Origin of the sequence: Pseudomonas sp. PI1 (assembly GCF_000812405.1) — a bacterium.
GTDB lineage: Bacteria > Pseudomonadota > Gammaproteobacteria > Pseudomonadales > Pseudomonadaceae > Pseudomonas > Pseudomonas citronellolis.
In genome coordinates this window covers 26,256-44,336 of sequence record NZ_JWMC01000074.1, presented here as the reverse complement: position 1 = coordinate 44,336, position 18,081 = coordinate 26,256, and the positions used below count along the sequence as shown (strand labels likewise).

Sequence of the window (18,081 nt, the reverse complement as noted above, 5' to 3'; positions counted from 1 at the left end):
CCCGGCACACACGCAGCAGAACAAGGAAAACCCATGCGTGAACGCACCATCGCCAGCCATTTCGTCCGCGCCGCCCTGCGCGGCGCCCGCCAGCAGGGCCACGACCCCCTGCCCCTGCTGCGCGCCGCCGGCATCCAGCCGGCCTTGCTCGAAGAGCCGCGGGCGCGGGTCTCGCCGGAGCAGTTCGGTCGGCTGATCCAACTGGTCTGGGAAGACCTCGACGACGAGTACATGGGCTTCGGCGAGGTGCGCAGCAAGCGCGGCACCTTCGCCATGATGTGCCACGCCATCATCCAGTGCCGCACCCTGGAGAAGGCCCTGGGCCGCGGCGCGCTCTTCTACGACCTGTTCCCCGCCGCGCCGCGCATCGAGCTGCGCCGCGACGGCGAGCGCGCCGAGCTGGTCATCGACCACAGCGCGCTGCAGGACCCGGAACACTTCCTCACCGAGAGCCTGCTGGTGATCTGGCACCGCCTGGGCAGTTGGCTGATCGGCCAGCGCATCCGCCTGGACGAAGCCCGCTTCGCCTATCCCGAGCCGGCCCACGCCGCCGAGTACGACCTGCTGTTCCCCTGCCCGCGGCGCTTCGCCGCCGACAGCACCGGGCTGAGCTTCCACGCGCGCTACCTGGACATGCCGCTGCTGCAGGACGAGCGCAGCCTCAAGCACTTCCTCAAGGACTCCCCGGCCGACCTGCTGGCTCGCCCGGACGGCGGCGACAGCCTGACCAGCCAGATCCGCCGCCTGCTCGGCCGCGACTGCCGGCGCTGGCCGGACCTGGAAAGCGTGGCGCAGCAGTTGCACATGAGCCCGCAGACGCTGCGCCGCCACCTGCGCGAGGAAGGCCCGAACTTCCAGGAACTCAAGGACCAGCTGCGCCGCGACCTGGCCATCTACCACCTGGGCCGCGACGAACTGTCGATCCAGGACATCGCCGACCAGCTCGGCTTCTCCGAGCCCTCGGCGTTCCACCGCGCGTTCAAGAAATGGACCGGGCTGACGCCGGGGGCGTACCGGGCGCGGCAGGGGGAGTGACGGGCTTTGCGGGCGATGGGTATCGCTGCGCTCAACGCCATCCTACGGCAGCGTTTTTCCTGCCCCCGTAGGAGCGGACCTTGTCCGCGATAGCCGGCCGTCCCGGCACGATTCGCGGATGAGATCCGCTCCTACGCGGCCCCACCTACGCCATTCCCATGTAGGAGCGCGCCCTGCGCGCGATTTCGCGGGCAGGGCCCGCTCCTACAGGTTGCCGGGAAACGCGGTATGCCTCCCCCCGTAGGAGCGGACCTTGTCCGCGATAGCCGGAGGTCCAGGCGCGGTTCGCGGATAAGATCCGCCTACGCCGCCCCACCTGCGCCATTCTCCCTGTAGGAGCGCGCCCTGCGCGCGATATCGCGGGCAGGGCCCGCTCCTACAGGTTGCCGGGAAACACGGTATTCCTCCCCCGTAGGAGCGGACCTTGTCCGCGATGGCCGGACGCCCCGGCGCGGTTCGCGGATAAGATCCGCTCCTACGCGGCCCCACCCACGCCACTCCATGTAGGAGCGCGCCCTGCGCGCGATTTCGCGGGCAGGGCCCGCTCCTACAGGTTGCCGGGAAACACGGTATTCCTACCCCGGCAAACGGATGCGGAAGCAGGCGCCGCCCAGCTCGGAGTCATCCAGCGCCAGGCTGCCGCCGTAGCTGTCGAGGATGTCCATCACCACCGCCGTGCCTATGCCCTGCCCCGGGTGCTGGGTGTCCAGCCGCTCGCCGCGCTGGAGGATGCGCTGGCGCTGGTCCGGGGGGATGCCCGGGCCGTCGTCTTCCACCCGCAGTTCGTAGCCGCCGTCCTGCTGGCGGGCGCTGATGCGCACGCGGGCCAGGCACAGGCGGTAGGCGTTCTCCAGCAGGTTGCCGAGCAGTTCCAGCAGCGCGCCCTGCTCCAGCGGCAGGCTCAGGTGCTCGGGGAAGTCGCGTTCGAGGATCACCCGCTTGTCGCGGTAGACCTTGTCCAGTGCGCCGGCCAGGGTGTCCAGCAGCGGGCCGAGCTGCACGCGGTGGCGCACCAGGCCGCTCTTGCGCAGGCTGGCGCGCTGCAGCTGGTAGCCGATCTGCTGGCTCATGCGCTCGATCTGGCTCTGCAGCACCTGCACCTGCTCGCGGTTGCGCGGCTCGTCGGCGAGGTTTTCGCTTACCCCCTGCAGCACCGCCAGCGGCGTCTTCAGGCTGTGCGCAAGGTCCGCCAGGGAGTTGCGGTAACGCTCGCGCTGGCTGCGCTCACTGTCCAGCAGGCGGTTCAGCGAGTCGGTCAGGCGCAGCATCTCGCTGGGGTGTTCGTCGCTCAGGCGTTCGCGCTCGCCAGCCTCGATCTGGTCCAGCTCCTCGCGTATTCCGCGCATGGAGCGGAAGCCCCAGCCCAGGCCGAGCCAGAGCAGCCCGAGCAACAGCAGCAGCGCGCCGCCGAGCCAGATGTACAACTGCTCGCGGAAGCCGTGCACCAGCTCGCGGAAGGCGCTCACCGGCTGCATGGTGACGATGCTGTAGGCGGCCTGCTTGCCGCCCACCAGGTCGATCTCCACGTCGTAGACGAAGAATTCGTTGCCGTGGTCGTCACGGGCGCGGGTGAACACGTCGGGCTCGCCGTCGTAGAGCGGCACGTACCGCACGCTCTCGTCCTGGGTCGAGGTGGAGCGCCAGACCATCCGCCCCTCGCGGTCGTAGATGTAGCCCAGCAGCTTGGACTCCGGCAGGTTGAAGTCCTCCACCGCCAGGTGCTCGGGCATGCTCAGGCGGTCGCCGTCGATGCGCGCGGACGACACCAGGGTGGCGACGTCCGATGCCAGGCGCTGCTGGATGGCGTTCACCAGGGCGATGCTGAACGCCCGCTGCAACGCCGGCAGCAGGGCCAGCATGAAGAGGATAGCCAGGGCCGCGGCCCCCAGCATCAGGCGCAGGCGCAGCGAGCGCATCAGCGGCAACGCTCGGTGAACAGGTAGCCCTGGCCGCGCACGGTGTCGATCGGGCGGAAGCCCTCGTGCGACTCCAGCTTGCGCCGCAGGCGGCCGACCAGCACCTCGATGACGTTGGGGTCGCGCTCGTCGTCGTCCGGGTAGAGCTGCTCGATCAGCCGCTCCTTGCTCACCACCTGCTGGTGGTGGCGCATGAGGTATTCGAGGATGCGGTACTCGAAGGCGGTCAGGCCCAGGGTCTCGCCGGCCACCGAGGCCTGCTTGCGGTTCAGGTCGAGCAGCAGCGGGCCGGCCTCGATGGTGGCCTGGACGAAGCCGCTGGAGCGGCGCAGCAGGGCGTTCAGGCGCGCCTCCAGCTCCTCGAACTGGAACGGCTTGACCACGTAGTCGTCGGCGCCGGCGGCCAGGCCTTCGACCTTGTCCTGCCAGTTGCCGCGGGCGGTGAGGATGAGGATCGGGAAGGCCTTGCCCTGGCTGCGGAACTCGCGGATCAGGTCCAGGCCGCTCATGCCCGGCAGGCCGAGGTCGATGATCGCCAGGTCGTGATGGTATTCGTGGGCCCGGTACAGGGCCTCTTCGGCGTTGCCCACGGCGTCGACCACGTGGCCCTGTTCGCCGAGGCGGGTGTACAGGTGATGACGCAACAGCGCCTCGTCCTCCACCACCAGTAGTTTCATGGGACTTCCTCCTTATGCGGGGCCGGGCCGCGAGCCCGGCCCCCTGCCAGTCAGAACCGGTAGTTGGCGCCCAGGTAGAGCTGCGCGCTGCTGTGCAGGTCCAGCGAGCCGACCTTGTCGCCGCCGTGCGGGCTCATTTCCGTGCTGGCGTTGGTACGCAGGTAACGATAGCCGCCTTCCAGCGAGGCGTTCCGGCCGATGTCCTGGAGGATACCGGCCTGGGCGCCAATGGCGTAGCCGATGTCGCTGTCACGGCTGTAGCCGCGGGAGTCCTGTTCCAGCTTGGTCAGGCCCAGGGTGCCGCCGCCGAACAGCTTGGTGCCCTGGTCGTTGAGCGGCAGGAAGGCGTCGTAGCTGCCGAGCAGGTTCTGCTGGCGCAGCTTCAGGCCGCGGTGGGTGTCGGAGGTGTTCTCGTAGGTGGCGTAGTAGCGGCCGGTGTCGTTCTGCTGGCCGGCGCGCACGCCCCAGGTGCTGCTGTTGTTGATCACGCTGTCGAGCTTGGGATCGTTGAGGTTGCGGTTCAGCGCGTGGGATTTCTGGATGTTGTTGCTGGTTTCGCCCCAGGTCAGGCCGGCGAAGTTTTCCGAGGCCTGGGCGACGCCGACCGAGGCGCCGAGGATGGCGGTGGCAAGGGTGAGCTTCTGCAGCAGGTTCATGGCGTTTCTCCGTCAAGGATGTGGGTAAGGGGTTGACGGAGTGCAGGTTAAGGGGCGGCCACTGAACGCTACCTGACGCGCCGCTGAACCTGGCCTGAACGGAAGGCTCGCGGTGCCTTGGCCCCGTGGGATGGGTTGAGCCTTGCGAACCCCTCTGGCCGCGATGATGGGTATCGCTTCGCTCAACACCATCCTACGGCGACACGGGGCAACCCGTAGGGCGCATAACGCCTACGGCGTTATCCGCCGTTTAACCTTGATTCCCGGCGGCTCCGGGGTTGACCTGAGCGTTGGCCATGGCCTCGGTGTATCGGCGGATAACCGCGAACGGTTATTCGCCCTACGGTTCAATGCGTGGCCTGCAGGGCCTTGAGGATCTTCTGCCCGGCGCGGCCATCGGCCGGTTGCAGGCCCAGGCGCTGCTGCTCGGCCTGGATGGCGCGGCGGGTGTTGTCGCCGATCAGCCCGTCCGGCTCGCCGATGGCGTGGCCGCGGGCCAGCAGCAGTCGCTGCAGCTCCTTGCGCTGGGCGCGGCTCAGGCCGGGGTCGTCGGTCGGCCAGGGGGTGCGCAGGCCCGGCTCGCCTCGCAGGCGGTCGGACAGCAGGGCGATGGCCAGGGCGTAGCTTTCCGCCGCGTTGTACGAATAGATCGCGTCGTAGTTGCGCAGCACCAGGAAGGCCGGGCCGGCCTTGCCGGTGGGCAGCAGGATGGCGGCGCGGGCGTCGCCGGCCGGCAGCGGCCCGCCGTCGATGCGCTTCACGCCCTGGGCCTGCCAGTCCGCCACCGTGCGCCGCTTGGTGCGCCCGGCCTGGGACTCGGCGAAGTTCGCCGGCAGCTTCACCTCGTAGCCCCAGGCCGCGCCCGGCACCCAGCCGGCCTTGCGCAGGTAGTTGGCGGTGGAGGCCAGGGCATCGGGCACGCTGCCCACCAGGTCGCGGTGGCCGTCGCCGTCGAAGTCCTCGGCGATGCGCGCGTAGGTGCTGGGCATGAACTGCGTCTGGCCGAAGGCGCCGGCCCAGGAGCCGGTGATGGCCGGATCGCGCAGGTCGCCCTGCTGCAGCAGCTTGAGGGTGGCGAAGAACTCGCCCTGGAAGAACGCCTGGCGCCGCCCGTAGCACGACAGCGTGCCCAGCGAGACCAGCAGCGGGCGCTTGCCGGTGATGCGGCCGAAGTCGCTCTCCACGCCCCACACCGCCGCCACCGTGTACTTGTCCACCCGGTACTGGCGGGCGACGCGCTCGAACAGCTCGGCATGCTGCGCCAGCATGGCCTTGCCGTCGGCGACGCGCTGCTCGTCCACCAGCCCGGCCAGGTAGTCCCACAGCGGGGTGACGAATTCCGGCTGGGCATTGAGCAGGTCCAGCACGCTGAGGTCGGCCGCAAGGCCGCCGGTGTAGCGCTGGTAGGCCGCGGCGCTCACGCCCTTGGCGGCAGCCTGCGGTTGCAGGCGCGCAAGGCAGGCGGAGAACTCGTCGGCCACGGCGCCCGGGGCCTGGGACAGGCCGGCGGCGAGCAGCAGGGCCGGGAGGATTCGGGAAGGCAGCATGGGGCAATTCCTCAACGGTGCATGATCGACAGGGCGCTGAAGGTCGCCCGCCCGCCTTCGCTGGCGGGGCCGCGATTATCCTGCAGGTACAGCCCCGCCTTGAAGTACAGGCCCTGGCGCGCCCACTGCGGGTCGAGCTGGCGGACCAGGCGCTGGTCGTTGACCTCGATGCTCAGCACGCCCGTGCGCGACACGCCGATGCGGTAGTCGAAGCTGCGCCCCAGAGGGATGCCGTCCAGCACCGTGTAGGTGATGGCGGTGGCGTCGCCCGGGCGCTCGCGGATCTGCGCCAGCACCCGGCCCTGCTCCAGGCGCAGCTGGTAGACCAGCTTCAGCAGCGGCGCGGCATCGCCGCTGCCGGCGCCGTCGCTGTGGATCTGGCCGATCACCATGCGCCGCATGGAGGGCACCGCGTCCACGTGCAGGGTGGCGCGCAGCAGGCTGTCGACGTTGGGATAGCGCCAGGTGTAGGGCGAGCCGTCGCTGCGCGTCTCGCGCAGTTCGGTGCGCGGGAACTCGCTGTTGCGCGTGTGGCTGCCGTTCACCGGCACCCAGAACTCCACGCCGTCGGCGCTGCGGTGGAAATACGGGCTCTGGTAGTCGCGCTGCAGCACCGGGGTGGAAATGGTCCTGGCCGGGCGGCCTTCGGGAAGGGTGAGGTTCCAGGTACTGAGGTCGAACATCCGTTGTGGGTCCCGCACGGCTGACTGGCCCGGCAAGGGTAGCCGATGGCGCCGCGGCTTTCACGCCATGCCGCGGGCTTGAGCGGTTGCGCCGGCAAAATCCGACCTCCGCCGCACAACCGGCTATCTTTTTCAGTCCACCCTCTGGAGAAAACGCCCATGCGCCTGCTCGCCACCCTGCTGCTGCTCGGCCTGGGCTTCGCCGCCCAGGCGGAGGTCAAGACCCAGGAAATCCCCTACCAGGCCACCGACGGCACCAAGCTGGTCGGCTACTTCGCCTACGACGACGCCCAGGCCGGCATCCGCCCGGGGATCATCGTGGTCCACGAATGGTGGGGCCTGAACGATTACGCCAAGCGCCGCGCCCGCGACCTCGCCGCGCTGGGCTACGCGGCGCTGTCCATCGACATGTACGGCGAGGGCAAGGTGGCCGAGCACCCCGAGCAGGCCCAGGCCTTCATGCAGGAAGCATTGAAGAATGCCGACGCCGCCAAGGCGCGCTTCCAGGCCGGCCTGGACCTGCTGAAGAAACAGCCGCAGACCGACCCGGCGAAGATCGCCGCCATCGGCTACTGCTTCGGCGGCAAGGTGGTGCTGGACATGGCCCGCCAGGGCCTGCCGCTGCTGGGCGTGGCCAGCTTCCACGGGGTGCTGGCCACCGCCACCCCGGCGCAGCCGGGCGCGGTCACCGCCAAGGTGCTGGTGGAGCACGGCGGCGCCGACACCCTGGTGCCGGCCGACAGCGTGGCCGCCTTCAAGCAGGAGATGGACGCCGCCAAGGTGGACTACAGGTTCGTCGTCCAGCCCAACGCCAAGCACAGCTTCACCAACCCCGACGCCGACAAGCACAAGGGCCACGGCCTGGACGTGGGCTACGACAAGACCGCCGACCAGAAGTCCTGGGCCGACCTGCAGGCCTTCCTCAAGGACATCTTCCAGCAGAAGGCCGACTGAAGGGCGATGGGTATCGCTTCGCTCAACCCATCCTACGGGGGTGTTGGCGTTTGGCCGGGCAAAAAAAAACGGAAGCCCGAAAAGGGGCTCCCGCCACGATCTGTGAAAAAGCCGGAGCACGCGGCTCCGACAACAACCTCACCTGCGTTCCGGCAAAGGAACGCGAGGCGCAGTGTGGCAAATTCCCCCGCCGCCGATCCGTAGCGCTTCGGTAAGCCTTTGCAAGCGAATGTAAACGCTGCGTGACCGCCCGGACGCGACTGGGCGGTCACTCGCCACGCGAATCCACTGGCACCGCGTCCGGCGGCCGGGCAGAATCCCCGCCATGCCCGACACCGACGACTTCCTCACCCCGCCCCAGGCGCACTGGCCGCTGCCCCAGGCGCTGCCCGGCGCCCTGCTCCACAGCTGCCGCTTCCAGCCGCAGAAGCTCGACGCCCAGGCCTTCGGCCGCCACGGCGTGGACCTGCCGCCGAACATCGGCCGCGCGGTGGCCAAGCGCCGCGCCGAATTCCTCGCCGGGCGCCTGTGCGCCCGCGCCGGCATCCAGCGCCTGACCGGCCTGCCGCAGGCGCCGGGCCTGGCGCCGGACCGCGCGCCGATCTGGCCGGGCGGGCTGGTCGGCTCCATCACCCATGGCAACGACTGGGCCGCCGCCGTGGTGGCCCGTCGCGACGCCTGGCGCAGCCTCGGCCTGGACGTCGAGACGCTGCTGGACGATGCCCGCGCCAGCCGCCTGCTGGAGGAAATCCTCACCCCTGCCGAGCGCGAACGCCTGGCGCCGGAGCAGGTCGGCCTGGGCGTGACCCTGACCTTCTCGCTCAAGGAAAGCCTGTTCAAGGCCCTCTACCCCCTGGTGGGCCGGCGCTTCTACTTCGAGGATGCCGAACTGCTGGCCTGGGACGCCGAAGGCCGCGCGCGCCTGCGCCTGCTCTGCGACCTGTCCGCGGAATGGCACCACGGCCGCGAACTGGAGGCGCAGTACGCGCTGTTCGACGGGCGCCTGCTGAGCCTGGTGGCGGTCGCCTAGCGCTCCGCCGCCAAGGTGCGGCATCGCGGCCATTGACTGGAAAGTCAGAATTTGGCCTCATGCACCGCGTCCAGCGACCGACCCTAGCCTTTGCCCGACCGCGTCATCGTCACGGCAATCACGTCTTGTGCCTATCGCTATATACAAAAACATATAGCGATGGGCGCCAGCCGCGGCTACCCTGGCCGGCGCGGACGGCGCCATCCCGGCCACATACATAGAAAAAGAACGGACCAAGGAGCATGACAATGAAGCGATCCACCCTCGCCCTGGCGATCGCCACGGGCATCCTCGCCCAGCAGGCCAGCGCCGGCGGGTTCATCGAAGACAGCAAGGCCAGCCTCGGCCTGCGCAACTTCTACATCAACACCGACAACCGCAACGGCCCCGCCTCGCCCAGCAAGCAGGAAGAATGGGGCCAGGGCTTCATGCTCAACTACGCCTCCGGCTTCACCGAGGGCACCGTCGGCTTCGGCGTCGACGCCCTGGGCCTGCTCGGCCTGCGCCTGGACGGCGGCGGCAAGTCCGGCAAGAGCGGCATCGACCGCCAGCCCGGCACCATCTTCCCGCTGGAGAGCGACGGCAGCGCGGTGGACGAGTTCAGCAGCCTGGGCCTGACCGCCAAGGCCAGGGTGTCGAAGACCGAGTTCCGCTACGGCACCCTGCAGCCCAAGCTGCCGGTGGTGGTCTACAACGACGCGCGCCTGCTGCCGATGACCTACGAGGGCGGCCAGGTCACCTCCAACGAGTTCAAGGACCTGACGCTGATCGGCGGCCAGCTGACCCACACCAAGGGCCGCAACTCCACCGACTGGCGCAGCATGTCCATCGCCGGCGCCAACGGCAGCAGCGCCAGCTCCCGCGACAGCAACAAGTTCTACTTCGCCGGCGGCGACTACAAGGCCACCAAGGACCTGACGCTGCAGTACTACTACGGCCAGCTGACCGACTTCTACCAGCAGCACTTCCTCGGCCTGACGCACAACTGGGCGGTCGGCCCGGGCACCCTGAAGACCGACCTGCGGGTGTTCATCAGCGATTCCGACGGCAAGAACGGCAGCGCCTCCGGCCGCAAGGACGGCTACGTCAGCAGCGGCTATTACGGCAACAACCTGACCAAGGGCGAAGTGGACAACAACGTCTACAGCGGCCTGCTCACCTACAGCCTCGCCGGCCACAGCATCGGCGCCGGCTACCAGGTGCTCACCGGCGACAGCGACTTCCCCTACCTGAACCGCGGCGACGGCGAAGGCACCAGCACCTACCTGCACACCGACGCCCAGCTGCTGAAGTTCAACCACGCCGGCGAGCGCACCTGGATCGGCCGCTACGCCTACGACTTCGCCAAGCTCGGCGTGCCCGGCCTGACCTTCAGCGTGCTCTACCTCAACGCCGACGACATCAAGACCGGCCGCGGCGACCAGGGCGAGTGGGAACGCGACATCGCCGTGGGCTACGTGGTCCCGGAAGGCACCTTCAAGGGCCTGGGCCTGGCCTGGAAGAACGCCACCATGCGCAGCGGCCTGCCGGTCAGCGGCTCGGGCACGGCGACGCAGCGGGATCAGGATGAGAACCGGTTGATCGTGAGTTATACGTTGCCGTTGTTCTAGGTCTTGGGTCTGGAGGGGGTGTTGGTTGAGGGTCAAGAGCCCAGAGCCAAGAGCCCCTCTCCCTAACCCTCTCCCTGAAGGGAGAGGGGACCGTTCGGAGTGAGTGGATGTTTCGGTGTCAGCCGGAGATGACGGTTCAGGTTGAAACCATTCCTATCCGCCGGCACGGACAAGCCCCCTCTCCCTTCAGGGAGAGGGCTGGGGAGAGGGAACGGAGCCAACCCAAGGCACGAAAGCCACCGGGCCGCGCCAGGATGCTCTTCGTAGGAGCGAGCTTGCTCGCGAACAGGTTCCGCTGCGGGGCTCATTCGCGAGCAAGCTCGCTCCTACGAAAAGCCATAAAGCCATCCGCCCTCAGGCCAACACCGCCACCGACTTCACCTGCGCCCACACCCCCTGCCCCACCCGCAACCCCAGTTGCTCGCAGGAATACCGGGTAATCCGCGCCAACAACGGATTCCCCCCCACATCCAGCCGCACCAGCAGATGCGCCGGCGTATCCGTGGGGGCCAGCTCGGTCACCGTGGCCGGCAACAGGTTGAGGATGCTGCTGCGCTGCGGGCGCTGCAGAGTCAGGCTGACGTCGCGGGCCTGCACCTTGATGCGCAGCGCCTTGCCCACCGGCAGCGGGCCGTGGGCCAGGCGGATGCGTTCGCCGCAGTTGGGCAGGCCGAGGTCGAGCAGGCCGTATTCGGCGTCGTGGCCCAGCACCTGGCCGTCGATCACCACGCCGGCGTCTTCCAGCAGCGAGGTGGGCAGGTCGGTGCGCGCCAGGGTCTCGCCCACCGCGCCGCTGGCCAGGGCGCGGCCGGCTTCCAGCAGCACCAGGTGGTCGGCCAGGCGCGCCACTTCGTCCGGCGAGTGGCTGACGTAGAGGATGGGGATGTCCAGCTCGTCGTGCAGGCGCTCCAGGTAGGGCAGGATTTCCGCCTTGCGCTTGAGGTCCAGGGCCGCCAGCGGCTCGTCCATCAGCAGCAGGCGCGGGCTGGTCAGCAGCGCGCGGGCGATGCCCACCCGCTGGCGCTCGCCGCCGGACAGGTGGCGCGGCATGCGTTCGAGCAGGTGGCCGATGCCCAGCAGCTCGCAGGCCTGGTCCATGGCCACGCGGTGCTCGCGCGCCGGCACGCGTTTCATGCCGTAGCGCAGGTTGCGCCTCACCGACAGGTGCTCGAACAGGTTGGCGTCCTGGAACACATAGCCGATGGCGCGCTTGTGCGGCGCCAGGAACAGGCCCTGGGCGCTGTCCTGCCAGGTTTCGCCATTGACCACCAGGCGCGCCTCGCGCGGCCTTTCCAGGCCGGCCACGCAGCGCAGCACTGTGGTCTTGCCGGAGCCGGAATGGCCGAACAGCGCGGTCACCCCGCGGCCCGGCAGGCGCAGGTCGACGTCCAGGGTGAAGCTGCGGTATTCGAGCAGGAAGCGCGCTTGGATGTCTGCCGGCATCTCAGTTCCAGGCCGAGTGGCTGCGGCGCGTGGAGTACAGCGCCAGCAGCACGAAGAAGGAGAACACCACCATGCCGCCGGCCAGCCAGTGCGCCTGGGCGTACTCCATGGCCTCGACGTGGTCGAAGATCTGCACCGAGACCACGCGGGTCTGGCCGGGGATGTTGCCGCCGATCATCAGCACCACGCCGAACTCGCCCACGGTATGGGCGAAGCCGAGGATGGCGGCGGTGACGAAGCCCGGCCGCGCCAGCGGCAGGACCACGCTGAAGAAGGTGTCCAGGGGCCCGGCGCGCAAGGTCGCCGCGGCCTCCAGCGGGCGCGTGCCGATGGCCTCGAAGGCGTTCTGCAGCGGCTGCACCACGAAGGGCAGCGAGTAGATCACCGAGCCCACCACCAACCCGGCGAAGCTGAACGGCAGGCGTTGCCAGCCTAGGGCGTCGGTGAGCTGGCCCACCGGGCCGTTGGGGCCCAGCGTGACCAGCAGGTAGAAGCCGATGACCGTCGGCGGCAGCACCAGTGGCAAGGCCACCAGCGCACCCAGCGGGCCCTTGAGCCACGAGCGGGTGCGCGACAGCCACCAGGCGATGGGGGTGCCCAGCAGCAACAGGATCAGGGTGCTGACGGTGGCCAGCTCGAGGGTGAGCTGGATCGCCGTGAGGTCCGCCGCGGTCAGGTGCATCGTTTTCCCTGTTTACAGCTCGTAGCCGTAGGCCTTGATCACAGCGGCCGCCTTCGGCCCCTTCAGGTAGTCCACCAGGGCCTTGGCCGCGGCGTTGTCCTTGCCTTTCTCCAGGATCACCGCGTCCTGGCGGATCGGCTCATAGAGGTCGGCCGGGACGATCCAGGCCGAACCGGCCGTCACCTTGCCATCCTTGTAGATCTGCGACAACGCCACGAAGCCCAGCTCGGCGTTGCCGCTGGACACGAACTGGTAGGCCTGGCCGATGTTCTGGCCCTCGACGATCCTGCCGGTCAGCTTGTCCTTCAGGCCGAGCTTGTCCAGCACCTGGGTGGCGGCCAGGCCGTAGGGCGCGGTCTTCGGGTTGGCGATGGACAGGTGCTGGAAGCCGCCTTTCTTCAGGACCTCGCCCTTGGCGTCGACGTAGCCGTCCTTCGGCGACCACAGCGCCAGCTTGCCGATGGCATAGGTGAAGCGCGAGCCGGGGACCACCGCCTTCTCCTGCTCCAGCTTGGCCGGGGTGCTGTCGTCGGCGGCGAGGAACACCTCGAAAGGCGCGCCGTTCTTGATCTGCGCGTAGAACTGCCCGGTGGCGCCGAACGAGGCCACCAGCTTGTGCCCGGTGTCCTTCTCGAAGTCCTTGGCGATGGCCTGGATGGGCGCGGTGAAGTTGGCCGCGACCGCGACCTGCACCTCGTCGGCCAGCGCCGCGTGGATGGCCAGGCAGGCCGCCAGGGCCAGGGAAAGGCGGGCGAATGTGTGTTTCATCGATGTGCTCCAGTGGTTGGCTGTTGTTCTGCTTCGAAGGGCCCGCCGGCTCTGCTATACCTTCCTGACCTCACTGCAACCAAGGAGAGAAAGACATGAAAGTCAGCGCGCGCAATGTGTTCCGCGGCAAGGTCAAGCAACTGCGCAACGGCGCGGTGAATGCCGAGGTGGTGGTGCAACTGCCCGGCGGCAACGACCTGGTGGCCATCGTCACCGAGGAAAGCGTGAAGAGCCTCGGCCTGGCCCAGGGCAAGGACGTGGTGGCGCTGGTCAAGGCGCCCTGGGTGATGCTGATGACCGACGCCGAGGGCATTCGCCTCTCGGCGCGCAACTGCCTGGCCGGCACGGTGAAGTCGGTGGCCGACGGCGCGGTGAACGCCGAGGTGGTGCTCGACCTTGGCGGTGGCAGCGAAGTGGTGGCGGTGGTCACCCGCGACGCCGTCGCCGAGCTGGGGCTGGCGGCCGGCGTCAAGGCCACGGCGGTGATCAAGGCTTCCCATGTGATTCTCGGTGTTCCTTCCTGACGGATGCCACGGCGCGACGCTGGAGGGCCACGGTCTGTCCGGGGCCCGCTGCCGGAGAATCGTTATATCAAAAATTACATAACGATACCCGCGCCGCAGCAATACCCATTAAGGGCAACGCCATGGGCTTGGCCGCGGGCGTCGGTGCCGATGGGCACGCCAGCATTCTGCATTTATTGACCTGAAGGTCAATTTCTTCGCAAGACTACAACGCCAGGTACAGCGTCAGCAGCAGGCCCAGGCCGGCCACCGTCAGGTTGAGCCAGGGCCCGGCGTTGACCCGGTAGCCCTCGGGAATCTCCACCGGCTTCAGCCCGCGCACCACGTTGCGGTACTGCAGCGCCGAACTGCAGGCGGCCACGCAGCCGAGCAGGATGAAGCCCAGCCCCACCCAGAACGACATGCGCAGCGCCGCCGCGGTCTCCAGGCCCGCGTGCATCAGGCGCAGCAGCAGGCCGGTGCGCTCCACCACGAAGCCGAAGGCGATCAGCGCCAGGGCGGTACGATTCCAGGCCAGCAGGGTGCGCTCGGCGGCGAAGAAGACGCGGGGGTCGTTCAGGTCGGACATGGGGCCTCGGTTCGCAGGGGAATCTCCGGGTAGCGTAGGCGGCGGGCGGCGCTGCGTCTAAGGCACGGCTTCATGCCCCCGCGCCCTTGCGCCGCTGCTGCCATTCGAACGCCGCCATGCCGGCCAGCATCCCCAGCACGAACAGCGCCGCCTGCCAGTGGCCGGCGCCCAGGCCGACCAGCGCTGGCCCCGGGCAGATGCCGGCGATGCCCCAGCCAACGCCGAACACCAGGCTGCCCAGCACCAGGCGGCGGTCCAGGTCGCGGCGCGTCGGCAGTTGCATGGCGCCGCCGAGCAGGCCGTGCGCCTTGCCGCGGGCCAGGCCGAAGAACGGCAAGGCGGTGAGGATGGCGCCGAGCATCACCAGCGCCAGGGACGGGTCCCAGGCCCCGGCCAGATCAAGGAAGGCCAGCACCTTGGCCGGGTCGGCCATGCCGGCCAGCAGCAGGCCCAGGCCGAACAGCAGGCCGCAGAGGAAAGCGCTCAGGCGGGCCATGTTCAGGCTCCCAGCAGGTGGCGGGTGCAGAAGACGGTGGCGAAGCCGCTGGCCATGAAGCACAGCGTGGCCAGCAGCGACCGCGGCGACAGCCGCGCCAGGCCGCACACGCCATGGCCGCTGGTGCAGCCGGCGCCATAGCGGCTGCCCAGCCCCACCAGCAGCCCGGCCAGCAGCAGCGCTGGCCAGGCGCTGTCGAAGTGCAGCGCCGGCAGCGGACCGAAGGCCAGCCACAGCAGCGGCGCCAGCAGCAGCCCGAGGAGGAACGCCAGGCGCTCGCCGCCGACGCCGCCCCTGGCCAGCAGGCCGCCGAGCAACCCGCTGATGCCGGCCACGCGGCCGTTGAGCAGGGCGAACAGGCCGGCGGAAAGGCCGATCAGCGCGCCGCCGGCCAGGGCGCTCCAGGGGGTGAAAGCCGTCCAGTCGATGTTCATTCGGCATCCTCCGTGCAGTACAGCCGGTAGAGCGTCTGGATCACCGCCAGCGCCTGCGGGCTGCTGATGCGGTAGTACACCTGCTTGCCCTCCTTGCGCGTCGCCACCAGCCCTTCGCGGCGCAGCACGCCCAGTTGCTGCGACAGCGTCGGCTGGCCGACGCCCACCCGCTCCTCCAGGGCGCCGACGTGCAGCTCCTCCTGGGACAGCATGCACAGCAGCAACAGGCGGTCGGGGTTGCCCAGGACCTTGAGCAGGCGCCCGGCCTGGTCGGCGGAGTGGCGCAGGCGTTGCAGGTCGATGGCTGGAGTGGCGGGCATGGGAACGCTCTACGAAATTACAATATATTAAAACATATAATATAAACCCGCAGAACGTCCACCCTCACCCGCCGCGGGCTATTCCTTGGGCGCCTGGCGCCGCGGCCAGGCCAGGGTGAAGCAGGCGCCGCCCAGGGCCTGGCTGCGGGCGATGGACACCCGGCCGCCGTGCCAGCGGATGATCCGCCGCACGATGGACAGCCCCAGGCCGTGCCCGCCGGTGACCCGCGTGCGGCTGTCGTCGACGCGGAAGAACGGCGTGAACAGGCGCTCCCAGCGGTCCTCCGGCACGCCCGGGCCGTCGTCCTCGACGTCCACCTGGCAGCGGTCCAGGCTGACCCGGTAGCTCACCCGCACCCGCGTCTCGGCGTAGCGGATGGCGTTGCTCAGCAGGTTCTGCAGGGCGCGGTGCAGGTAGCGCGGCTCGGCCTCGATCCAGCTGCCCTGGTCGAAGGGCACCAGCGCGCCGGCCTCGCAGGTCACCTGCACCTCGCCGCGCAGCGGGGCGATCTCCGCCACCACCTGGCGCACCAGCTCGCCCAGCTCCACGCTCTGGTAGGTCAGCGCCGGCGAGCCCTGCTCCAGGCGCGCGTAGGTGAGCATCTCGTCCACCAACTGGTCGAGGTCCTGAATGTCGCCGTCCATGCCCTCCAGGTACTTGTGCCGGGTCTTGTCGTCCTCGGCGGACTCGATCATCTCCAGGCCGAAGCGCAGCCGCGCCACCGGCGTGCGCAGCTCGTGGGACACCGCGCGGACCAGCTCGCGCTGCACACTGATCAGGCGCTGGATCTGCTCGGCCATGTGGTTGAAGGTGCCGGCCAGGCGCCCCACCGAGTCGCTGCCGCGTTCCTCCACCCGGGTGTCCAGGCTGCCGCGGGCGATGCGCGAGGCGGCCGACTCCAGGCCGCGCAGGCGCTGCTCCAGGCGGCTGATCAGCAGGTACAGGGTGAGGCCGATCAGCGACAGGCCGACGGCGGCGATCAGCAACAGCAGTTGCGGCGGATAGGGGTTCATCTGGTAGATCGGCCCCAGCTCCAGCACCCAGGGCGTGTCGACGATGCCGGCCACCACGCGGATGGAGTCGCCGTTCTTGCCCAGCGCCAGCACGGTGTCGCCCTCCTCCACCCGGCGGCTCTGGTCGTCGTCCAGGTCGATCTCCTTCAGGCGCAGCAGGTGCACGTCGAAGCCGAAGCGCTTGTCGCGCACGATGCGCGCCAGGTGGTAGGGCTGCTCGCTGGCGGGGAAGCGGCGCAGCTCGTCCATCAGCATATAGATGGTGGCCCGCGCCAACTGCTCGCTGACCTGCTCCACCTCGCCGGTGAGCACCAGGCCCTCCTGCAGGCTGACCTGGGTATGGATGCGCACCTGGTGCGGCCCGTCGGCCTCCACCAGCACCTGGTTATTCATCAACCGCGCGCGGTCGCGGCCGTCCATGCCCAGGGCGTCGAGCTTCTGCAGGCTCAGCGGGATGCCCATCAGGCGGCTCCACTGCAGCAGCGCGCGCTTGCGGTCCACCTCCTCCATGCCCGCCATCTCGTCGGCCATCAGGCGGAAGGTGCCGCGCGCCAGCTCCTCGCGGTAGCGGTCGCCGCGCACCTCGTTGACCAGGTGCAGGGTCAGCACGCCGAGGGCGGCGACCAGCACCAGGGTCAGCAGCATGCCACCGTAGATGCGCAGGAAGATGGATTTCATCGGCGAAGCCCTGTGCCGGGTTCAGCGGCCGGCGTGGAGGCGCGGGGATGGCGCCGGGAAGTATGGATGCAACACGCAGGATGGGAGAGCGAAGCGATTCCCATCGATGGGTATCGCCGCGCTCCACGCCATCCTACGTGAACACGAACGCGGGCGAGAGCGTTGGCCCTACTGCTCGCCAACGAACAGGTACCCCTTGCTGCGCACCGTCTTGATCAGCCGCGGGTGCATGGGGTCGTCGCCGATCTTCGGGCGGATGCGCGAGATGCGCACGTCGATGGAGCGGTCCTGGCCGTCGTATTCGATGCCGCGCAGGGAATTGAAGATTTCCTCGCGGGAAAGGATGCGCCCGCTGTTGGCCGCCAGCAGCCACAGCAGGTCGAACTCGGCGCTGGTCAGCTCGATGGTCTGGCCATCCAGCCAGGCCTCGCGCATGGCGTTGTCGATCACCAGCCTGCCGAAGGTCAGGCGCTTGCTGCCCGCCGCGGGCGCCTCGTCCGGCCCCTCGCTGCGCCGCAGCAGGGCGCGGATGCGCGCCAGCAGCAGGCGCGGGCGCACCGGCTTGCACACGTAGTCGTCGGCGCCCATCTCCAGGCCCTGGATCTGGTCCATGTCGTCGGTGCGCGCGGTGAGCATCAGGATCGGGCCGTCGTAGTCCGGGCGCAGGCGCCGGCAGATCGACAGGCCGTCCTCGCCGGGCAGCATCAGGTCCAGCACCACCAGGTCCGGCCGTTCCGCCAGCACGCGGTCCACCGCGCGGGCGCCGTCGGCCTCGACGCCCACCTTCAGGCCGTTGCTTTCCAGATAGTCCTGGGTCAGCTCGGCCAACCGCTGGTCGTCCTCGACAATGAGGATTCGCGCCTCTTGCTCCACACCGCCTCCCAATGCACCTGAACGGGTCCGCCGCGCACCGCCGCGAGGCAGGCGGACGTGCCGCATTGTAGCCAGGAAGCCGCGCCATGGCACGGGCGGAACGCGATGGGGCAGGACCACAAGATATTGTGGTAGGGTTCACACCCTGACAGCCTCAGGCCAACTCCTGAATC

General features: G+C 69.1%; 19 protein-coding genes. 5 read left to right on the top strand and 14 right to left on the bottom strand.

The features are described 5' to 3' along the window. Positions 1-33: 33 nt before the first annotated feature. Positions 34-1,035, top strand: coding sequence for an AraC family transcriptional regulator (locus RN02_RS23350; RefSeq protein ID WP_009616959.1), 1,002 nt, complete (start codon positions 34-36; stop codon positions 1,033-1,035). Positions 1,036-1,610: 575 nt separating this feature from the next. Here the strand turns inward: RN02_RS23350 and RN02_RS23345 are convergent. The 5 genes from RN02_RS23345 to RN02_RS23325 all read right to left on the bottom strand — a co-directional run bounded on the left by RN02_RS23345 (position 1,611) and on the right by RN02_RS23325 (position 6,514). Further along, a complete protein-coding gene (locus RN02_RS23345) occupies positions 1,611-2,954 on the bottom strand; it encodes an ATP-binding protein (RefSeq protein ID WP_043317352.1) in 1,344 nt (447 codons plus the stop codon). Continuing rightward, a complete protein-coding gene (locus RN02_RS23340) occupies positions 2,951-3,628 on the bottom strand; it encodes a response regulator (RefSeq protein WP_043270690.1) in 678 nt (225 codons plus the stop codon). The genes RN02_RS23345 and RN02_RS23340 overlap by 4 nt, the downstream gene beginning before the upstream one ends. A gap of 50 nt (positions 3,629-3,678) precedes the next feature. After that, positions 3,679-4,284 (bottom strand): outer membrane beta-barrel protein, encoded by a 606-nt coding sequence (locus tag RN02_RS23335; protein ID WP_043270692.1) that lies wholly within the window; start codon positions 4,282-4,284, stop codon positions 3,679-3,681. 347 nt (positions 4,285-4,631) lie between these two features. Then, positions 4,632-5,831 carry a lytic murein transglycosylase gene (locus tag RN02_RS23330; RefSeq protein ID WP_043317230.1) on the bottom strand — a complete coding sequence of 400 codons (1,200 nt, stop codon included), beginning with the start codon at positions 5,829-5,831 and terminating at the stop codon, positions 4,632-4,634. 11 nt (positions 5,832-5,842) lie between these two features. Beyond that, entirely contained in the window at positions 5,843-6,514 is a 672-nt protein-coding gene (locus RN02_RS23325) for a polysaccharide lyase family 7 protein (RefSeq protein ID WP_043317228.1), read from the bottom strand. Positions 6,515-6,673: 159 nt separating this feature from the next. Between RN02_RS23325 and RN02_RS23320 the strand changes: the two genes are divergently transcribed. The 3 genes from RN02_RS23320 (at position 6,674) to RN02_RS23310 (ending at position 10,108) form a co-directional block, all read left to right on the top strand. After that, positions 6,674-7,468 carry a dienelactone hydrolase family protein gene (locus RN02_RS23320; RefSeq protein WP_043317226.1) on the top strand — a complete coding sequence of 265 codons (795 nt, stop codon included), beginning with the start codon at positions 6,674-6,676 and terminating at the stop codon, positions 7,466-7,468. A 325-nt stretch (positions 7,469-7,793) separates the two neighbouring features. Next, positions 7,794-8,498: a 4'-phosphopantetheinyl transferase family protein gene (locus tag RN02_RS23315; protein WP_009621779.1), complete on the top strand. Its 705-nt coding sequence runs from the start codon at positions 7,794-7,796 to the stop codon at positions 8,496-8,498. Between the two features lie 242 nt (positions 8,499-8,740). Further along, positions 8,741-10,108 carry an OprD family porin gene (locus RN02_RS23310; RefSeq protein ID WP_201773772.1) on the top strand — a complete coding sequence of 456 codons (1,368 nt, stop codon included), beginning with the start codon at positions 8,741-8,743 and terminating at the stop codon, positions 10,106-10,108. 354 nt (positions 10,109-10,462) lie between these two features. Here RN02_RS23310 and modC read toward each other — a convergent pair whose 3' ends face one another. The 3 genes from modC to modA are packed head-to-tail and all read right to left on the bottom strand — an operon-like array spanning position 10,463 to position 13,001. Next, the gene (modC, locus tag RN02_RS23305) at positions 10,463-11,551 is read right to left on the bottom strand and encodes a molybdenum ABC transporter ATP-binding protein (protein ID WP_043317223.1); all 1,089 of its coding nucleotides are present in this window, start codon (positions 11,549-11,551) and stop codon (positions 10,463-10,465) included. 1 nt (position 11,552) lies between these two features. Beyond that, positions 11,553-12,233: a molybdate ABC transporter permease subunit gene (gene modB / locus RN02_RS23300; RefSeq protein WP_043317221.1), complete on the bottom strand. Its 681-nt coding sequence runs from the start codon at positions 12,231-12,233 to the stop codon at positions 11,553-11,555. 12 nt (positions 12,234-12,245) lie between these two features. Then, complete coding sequence (gene modA / locus RN02_RS23295) at positions 12,246-13,001, bottom strand: molybdate ABC transporter substrate-binding protein (protein ID WP_043317218.1); 756 nt, start codon at positions 12,999-13,001, stop codon at positions 12,246-12,248. A gap of 95 nt (positions 13,002-13,096) precedes the next feature. On the opposite strand from modA, the gene RN02_RS23290 reads away from it, so the two are divergent. After that, on the top strand, positions 13,097-13,525 hold the full coding sequence (locus tag RN02_RS23290; RefSeq protein WP_043317216.1) for a TOBE domain-containing protein: 429 nt from the start codon (positions 13,097-13,099) through the stop codon (positions 13,523-13,525). A 205-nt stretch (positions 13,526-13,730) separates the two neighbouring features. Here the strand turns inward: RN02_RS23290 and RN02_RS23285 are convergent, their stop codons facing one another. The 6 genes from RN02_RS23285 to RN02_RS23260 all read right to left on the bottom strand — a co-directional run bounded on the left by RN02_RS23285 (position 13,731) and on the right by RN02_RS23260 (position 17,908). Next, entirely contained in the window at positions 13,731-14,093 is a 363-nt protein-coding gene (locus tag RN02_RS23285; RefSeq protein WP_009621770.1) for a YidH family protein, read from the bottom strand. A 70-nt stretch (positions 14,094-14,163) separates the two neighbouring features. Further along, positions 14,164-14,589, bottom strand: coding sequence for a DUF6691 family protein (locus tag RN02_RS23280; RefSeq protein ID WP_043317214.1), 426 nt, complete (start codon positions 14,587-14,589; stop codon positions 14,164-14,166). Between the two features lie 2 nt (positions 14,590-14,591). After that, complete coding sequence (locus RN02_RS23275; RefSeq protein ID WP_043317212.1) at positions 14,592-15,023, bottom strand: YeeE/YedE family protein; 432 nt, start codon at positions 15,021-15,023, stop codon at positions 14,592-14,594. After that, entirely contained in the window at positions 15,020-15,343 is a 324-nt protein-coding gene (locus tag RN02_RS23270) for an ArsR/SmtB family transcription factor (RefSeq protein ID WP_043317210.1), read from the bottom strand. The genes RN02_RS23275 and RN02_RS23270 overlap by 4 nt, the downstream gene beginning before the upstream one ends. Before the next feature lie 78 nt (positions 15,344-15,421). Further along, the gene (locus RN02_RS23265) at positions 15,422-17,035 is read right to left on the bottom strand and encodes an ATP-binding protein (RefSeq protein WP_009621766.1); all 1,614 of its coding nucleotides are present in this window, start codon (positions 17,033-17,035) and stop codon (positions 15,422-15,424) included. A 168-nt stretch (positions 17,036-17,203) separates the two neighbouring features. After that, a complete protein-coding gene (locus tag RN02_RS23260) occupies positions 17,204-17,908 on the bottom strand; it encodes a response regulator (RefSeq protein ID WP_009621765.1) in 705 nt (234 codons plus the stop codon). Between the last annotated feature and the right edge of the window lie 173 nt (positions 17,909-18,081).

Coding starts and splice junctions, on each gene's coding strand:
- RN02_RS23350 (WP_009616959.1), top strand. CDS start 34: ATGCGTGAACGCACCATCGCCAGCCATTTCGTCCGCGCCGCCCTGCGC.
- RN02_RS23340 (WP_043270690.1), bottom strand. CDS start 3,628: ATGAAACTACTGGTGGTGGAGGACGAGGCGCTGTTGCGTCATCACCTG.
- RN02_RS23335 (WP_043270692.1), bottom strand. CDS start 4,284: ATGAACCTGCTGCAGAAGCTCACCCTTGCCACCGCCATCCTCGGCGCC.
- RN02_RS23330 (WP_043317230.1), bottom strand. CDS start 5,831: ATGCTGCCTTCCCGAATCCTCCCGGCCCTGCTGCTCGCCGCCGGCCTG.
- RN02_RS23325 (WP_043317228.1), bottom strand. CDS start 6,514: ATGTTCGACCTCAGTACCTGGAACCTCACCCTTCCCGAAGGCCGCCCG.
- RN02_RS23320 (WP_043317226.1), top strand. CDS start 6,674: ATGCGCCTGCTCGCCACCCTGCTGCTGCTCGGCCTGGGCTTCGCCGCC.
- RN02_RS23315 (WP_009621779.1), top strand. CDS start 7,794: ATGCCCGACACCGACGACTTCCTCACCCCGCCCCAGGCGCACTGGCCG.
- RN02_RS23310 (WP_201773772.1), top strand. CDS start 8,741: ATGACAATGAAGCGATCCACCCTCGCCCTGGCGATCGCCACGGGCATC.
- modC (WP_043317223.1), bottom strand. CDS start 11,551: ATGCCGGCAGACATCCAAGCGCGCTTCCTGCTCGAATACCGCAGCTTC.
- modB (WP_043317221.1), bottom strand. CDS start 12,233: ATGCACCTGACCGCGGCGGACCTCACGGCGATCCAGCTCACCCTCGAG.
- modA (WP_043317218.1), bottom strand. CDS start 13,001: ATGAAACACACATTCGCCCGCCTTTCCCTGGCCCTGGCGGCCTGCCTG.
- RN02_RS23290 (WP_043317216.1), top strand. CDS start 13,097: ATGAAAGTCAGCGCGCGCAATGTGTTCCGCGGCAAGGTCAAGCAACTG.
- RN02_RS23285 (WP_009621770.1), bottom strand. CDS start 14,093: ATGTCCGACCTGAACGACCCCCGCGTCTTCTTCGCCGCCGAGCGCACC.
- RN02_RS23280 (WP_043317214.1), bottom strand. CDS start 14,589: ATGGCCCGCCTGAGCGCTTTCCTCTGCGGCCTGCTGTTCGGCCTGGGC.
- RN02_RS23275 (WP_043317212.1), bottom strand. CDS start 15,023: ATGAACATCGACTGGACGGCTTTCACCCCCTGGAGCGCCCTGGCCGGC.
- RN02_RS23270 (WP_043317210.1), bottom strand. CDS start 15,343: ATGCCCGCCACTCCAGCCATCGACCTGCAACGCCTGCGCCACTCCGCC.
- RN02_RS23265 (WP_009621766.1), bottom strand. CDS start 17,035: ATGAAATCCATCTTCCTGCGCATCTACGGTGGCATGCTGCTGACCCTG.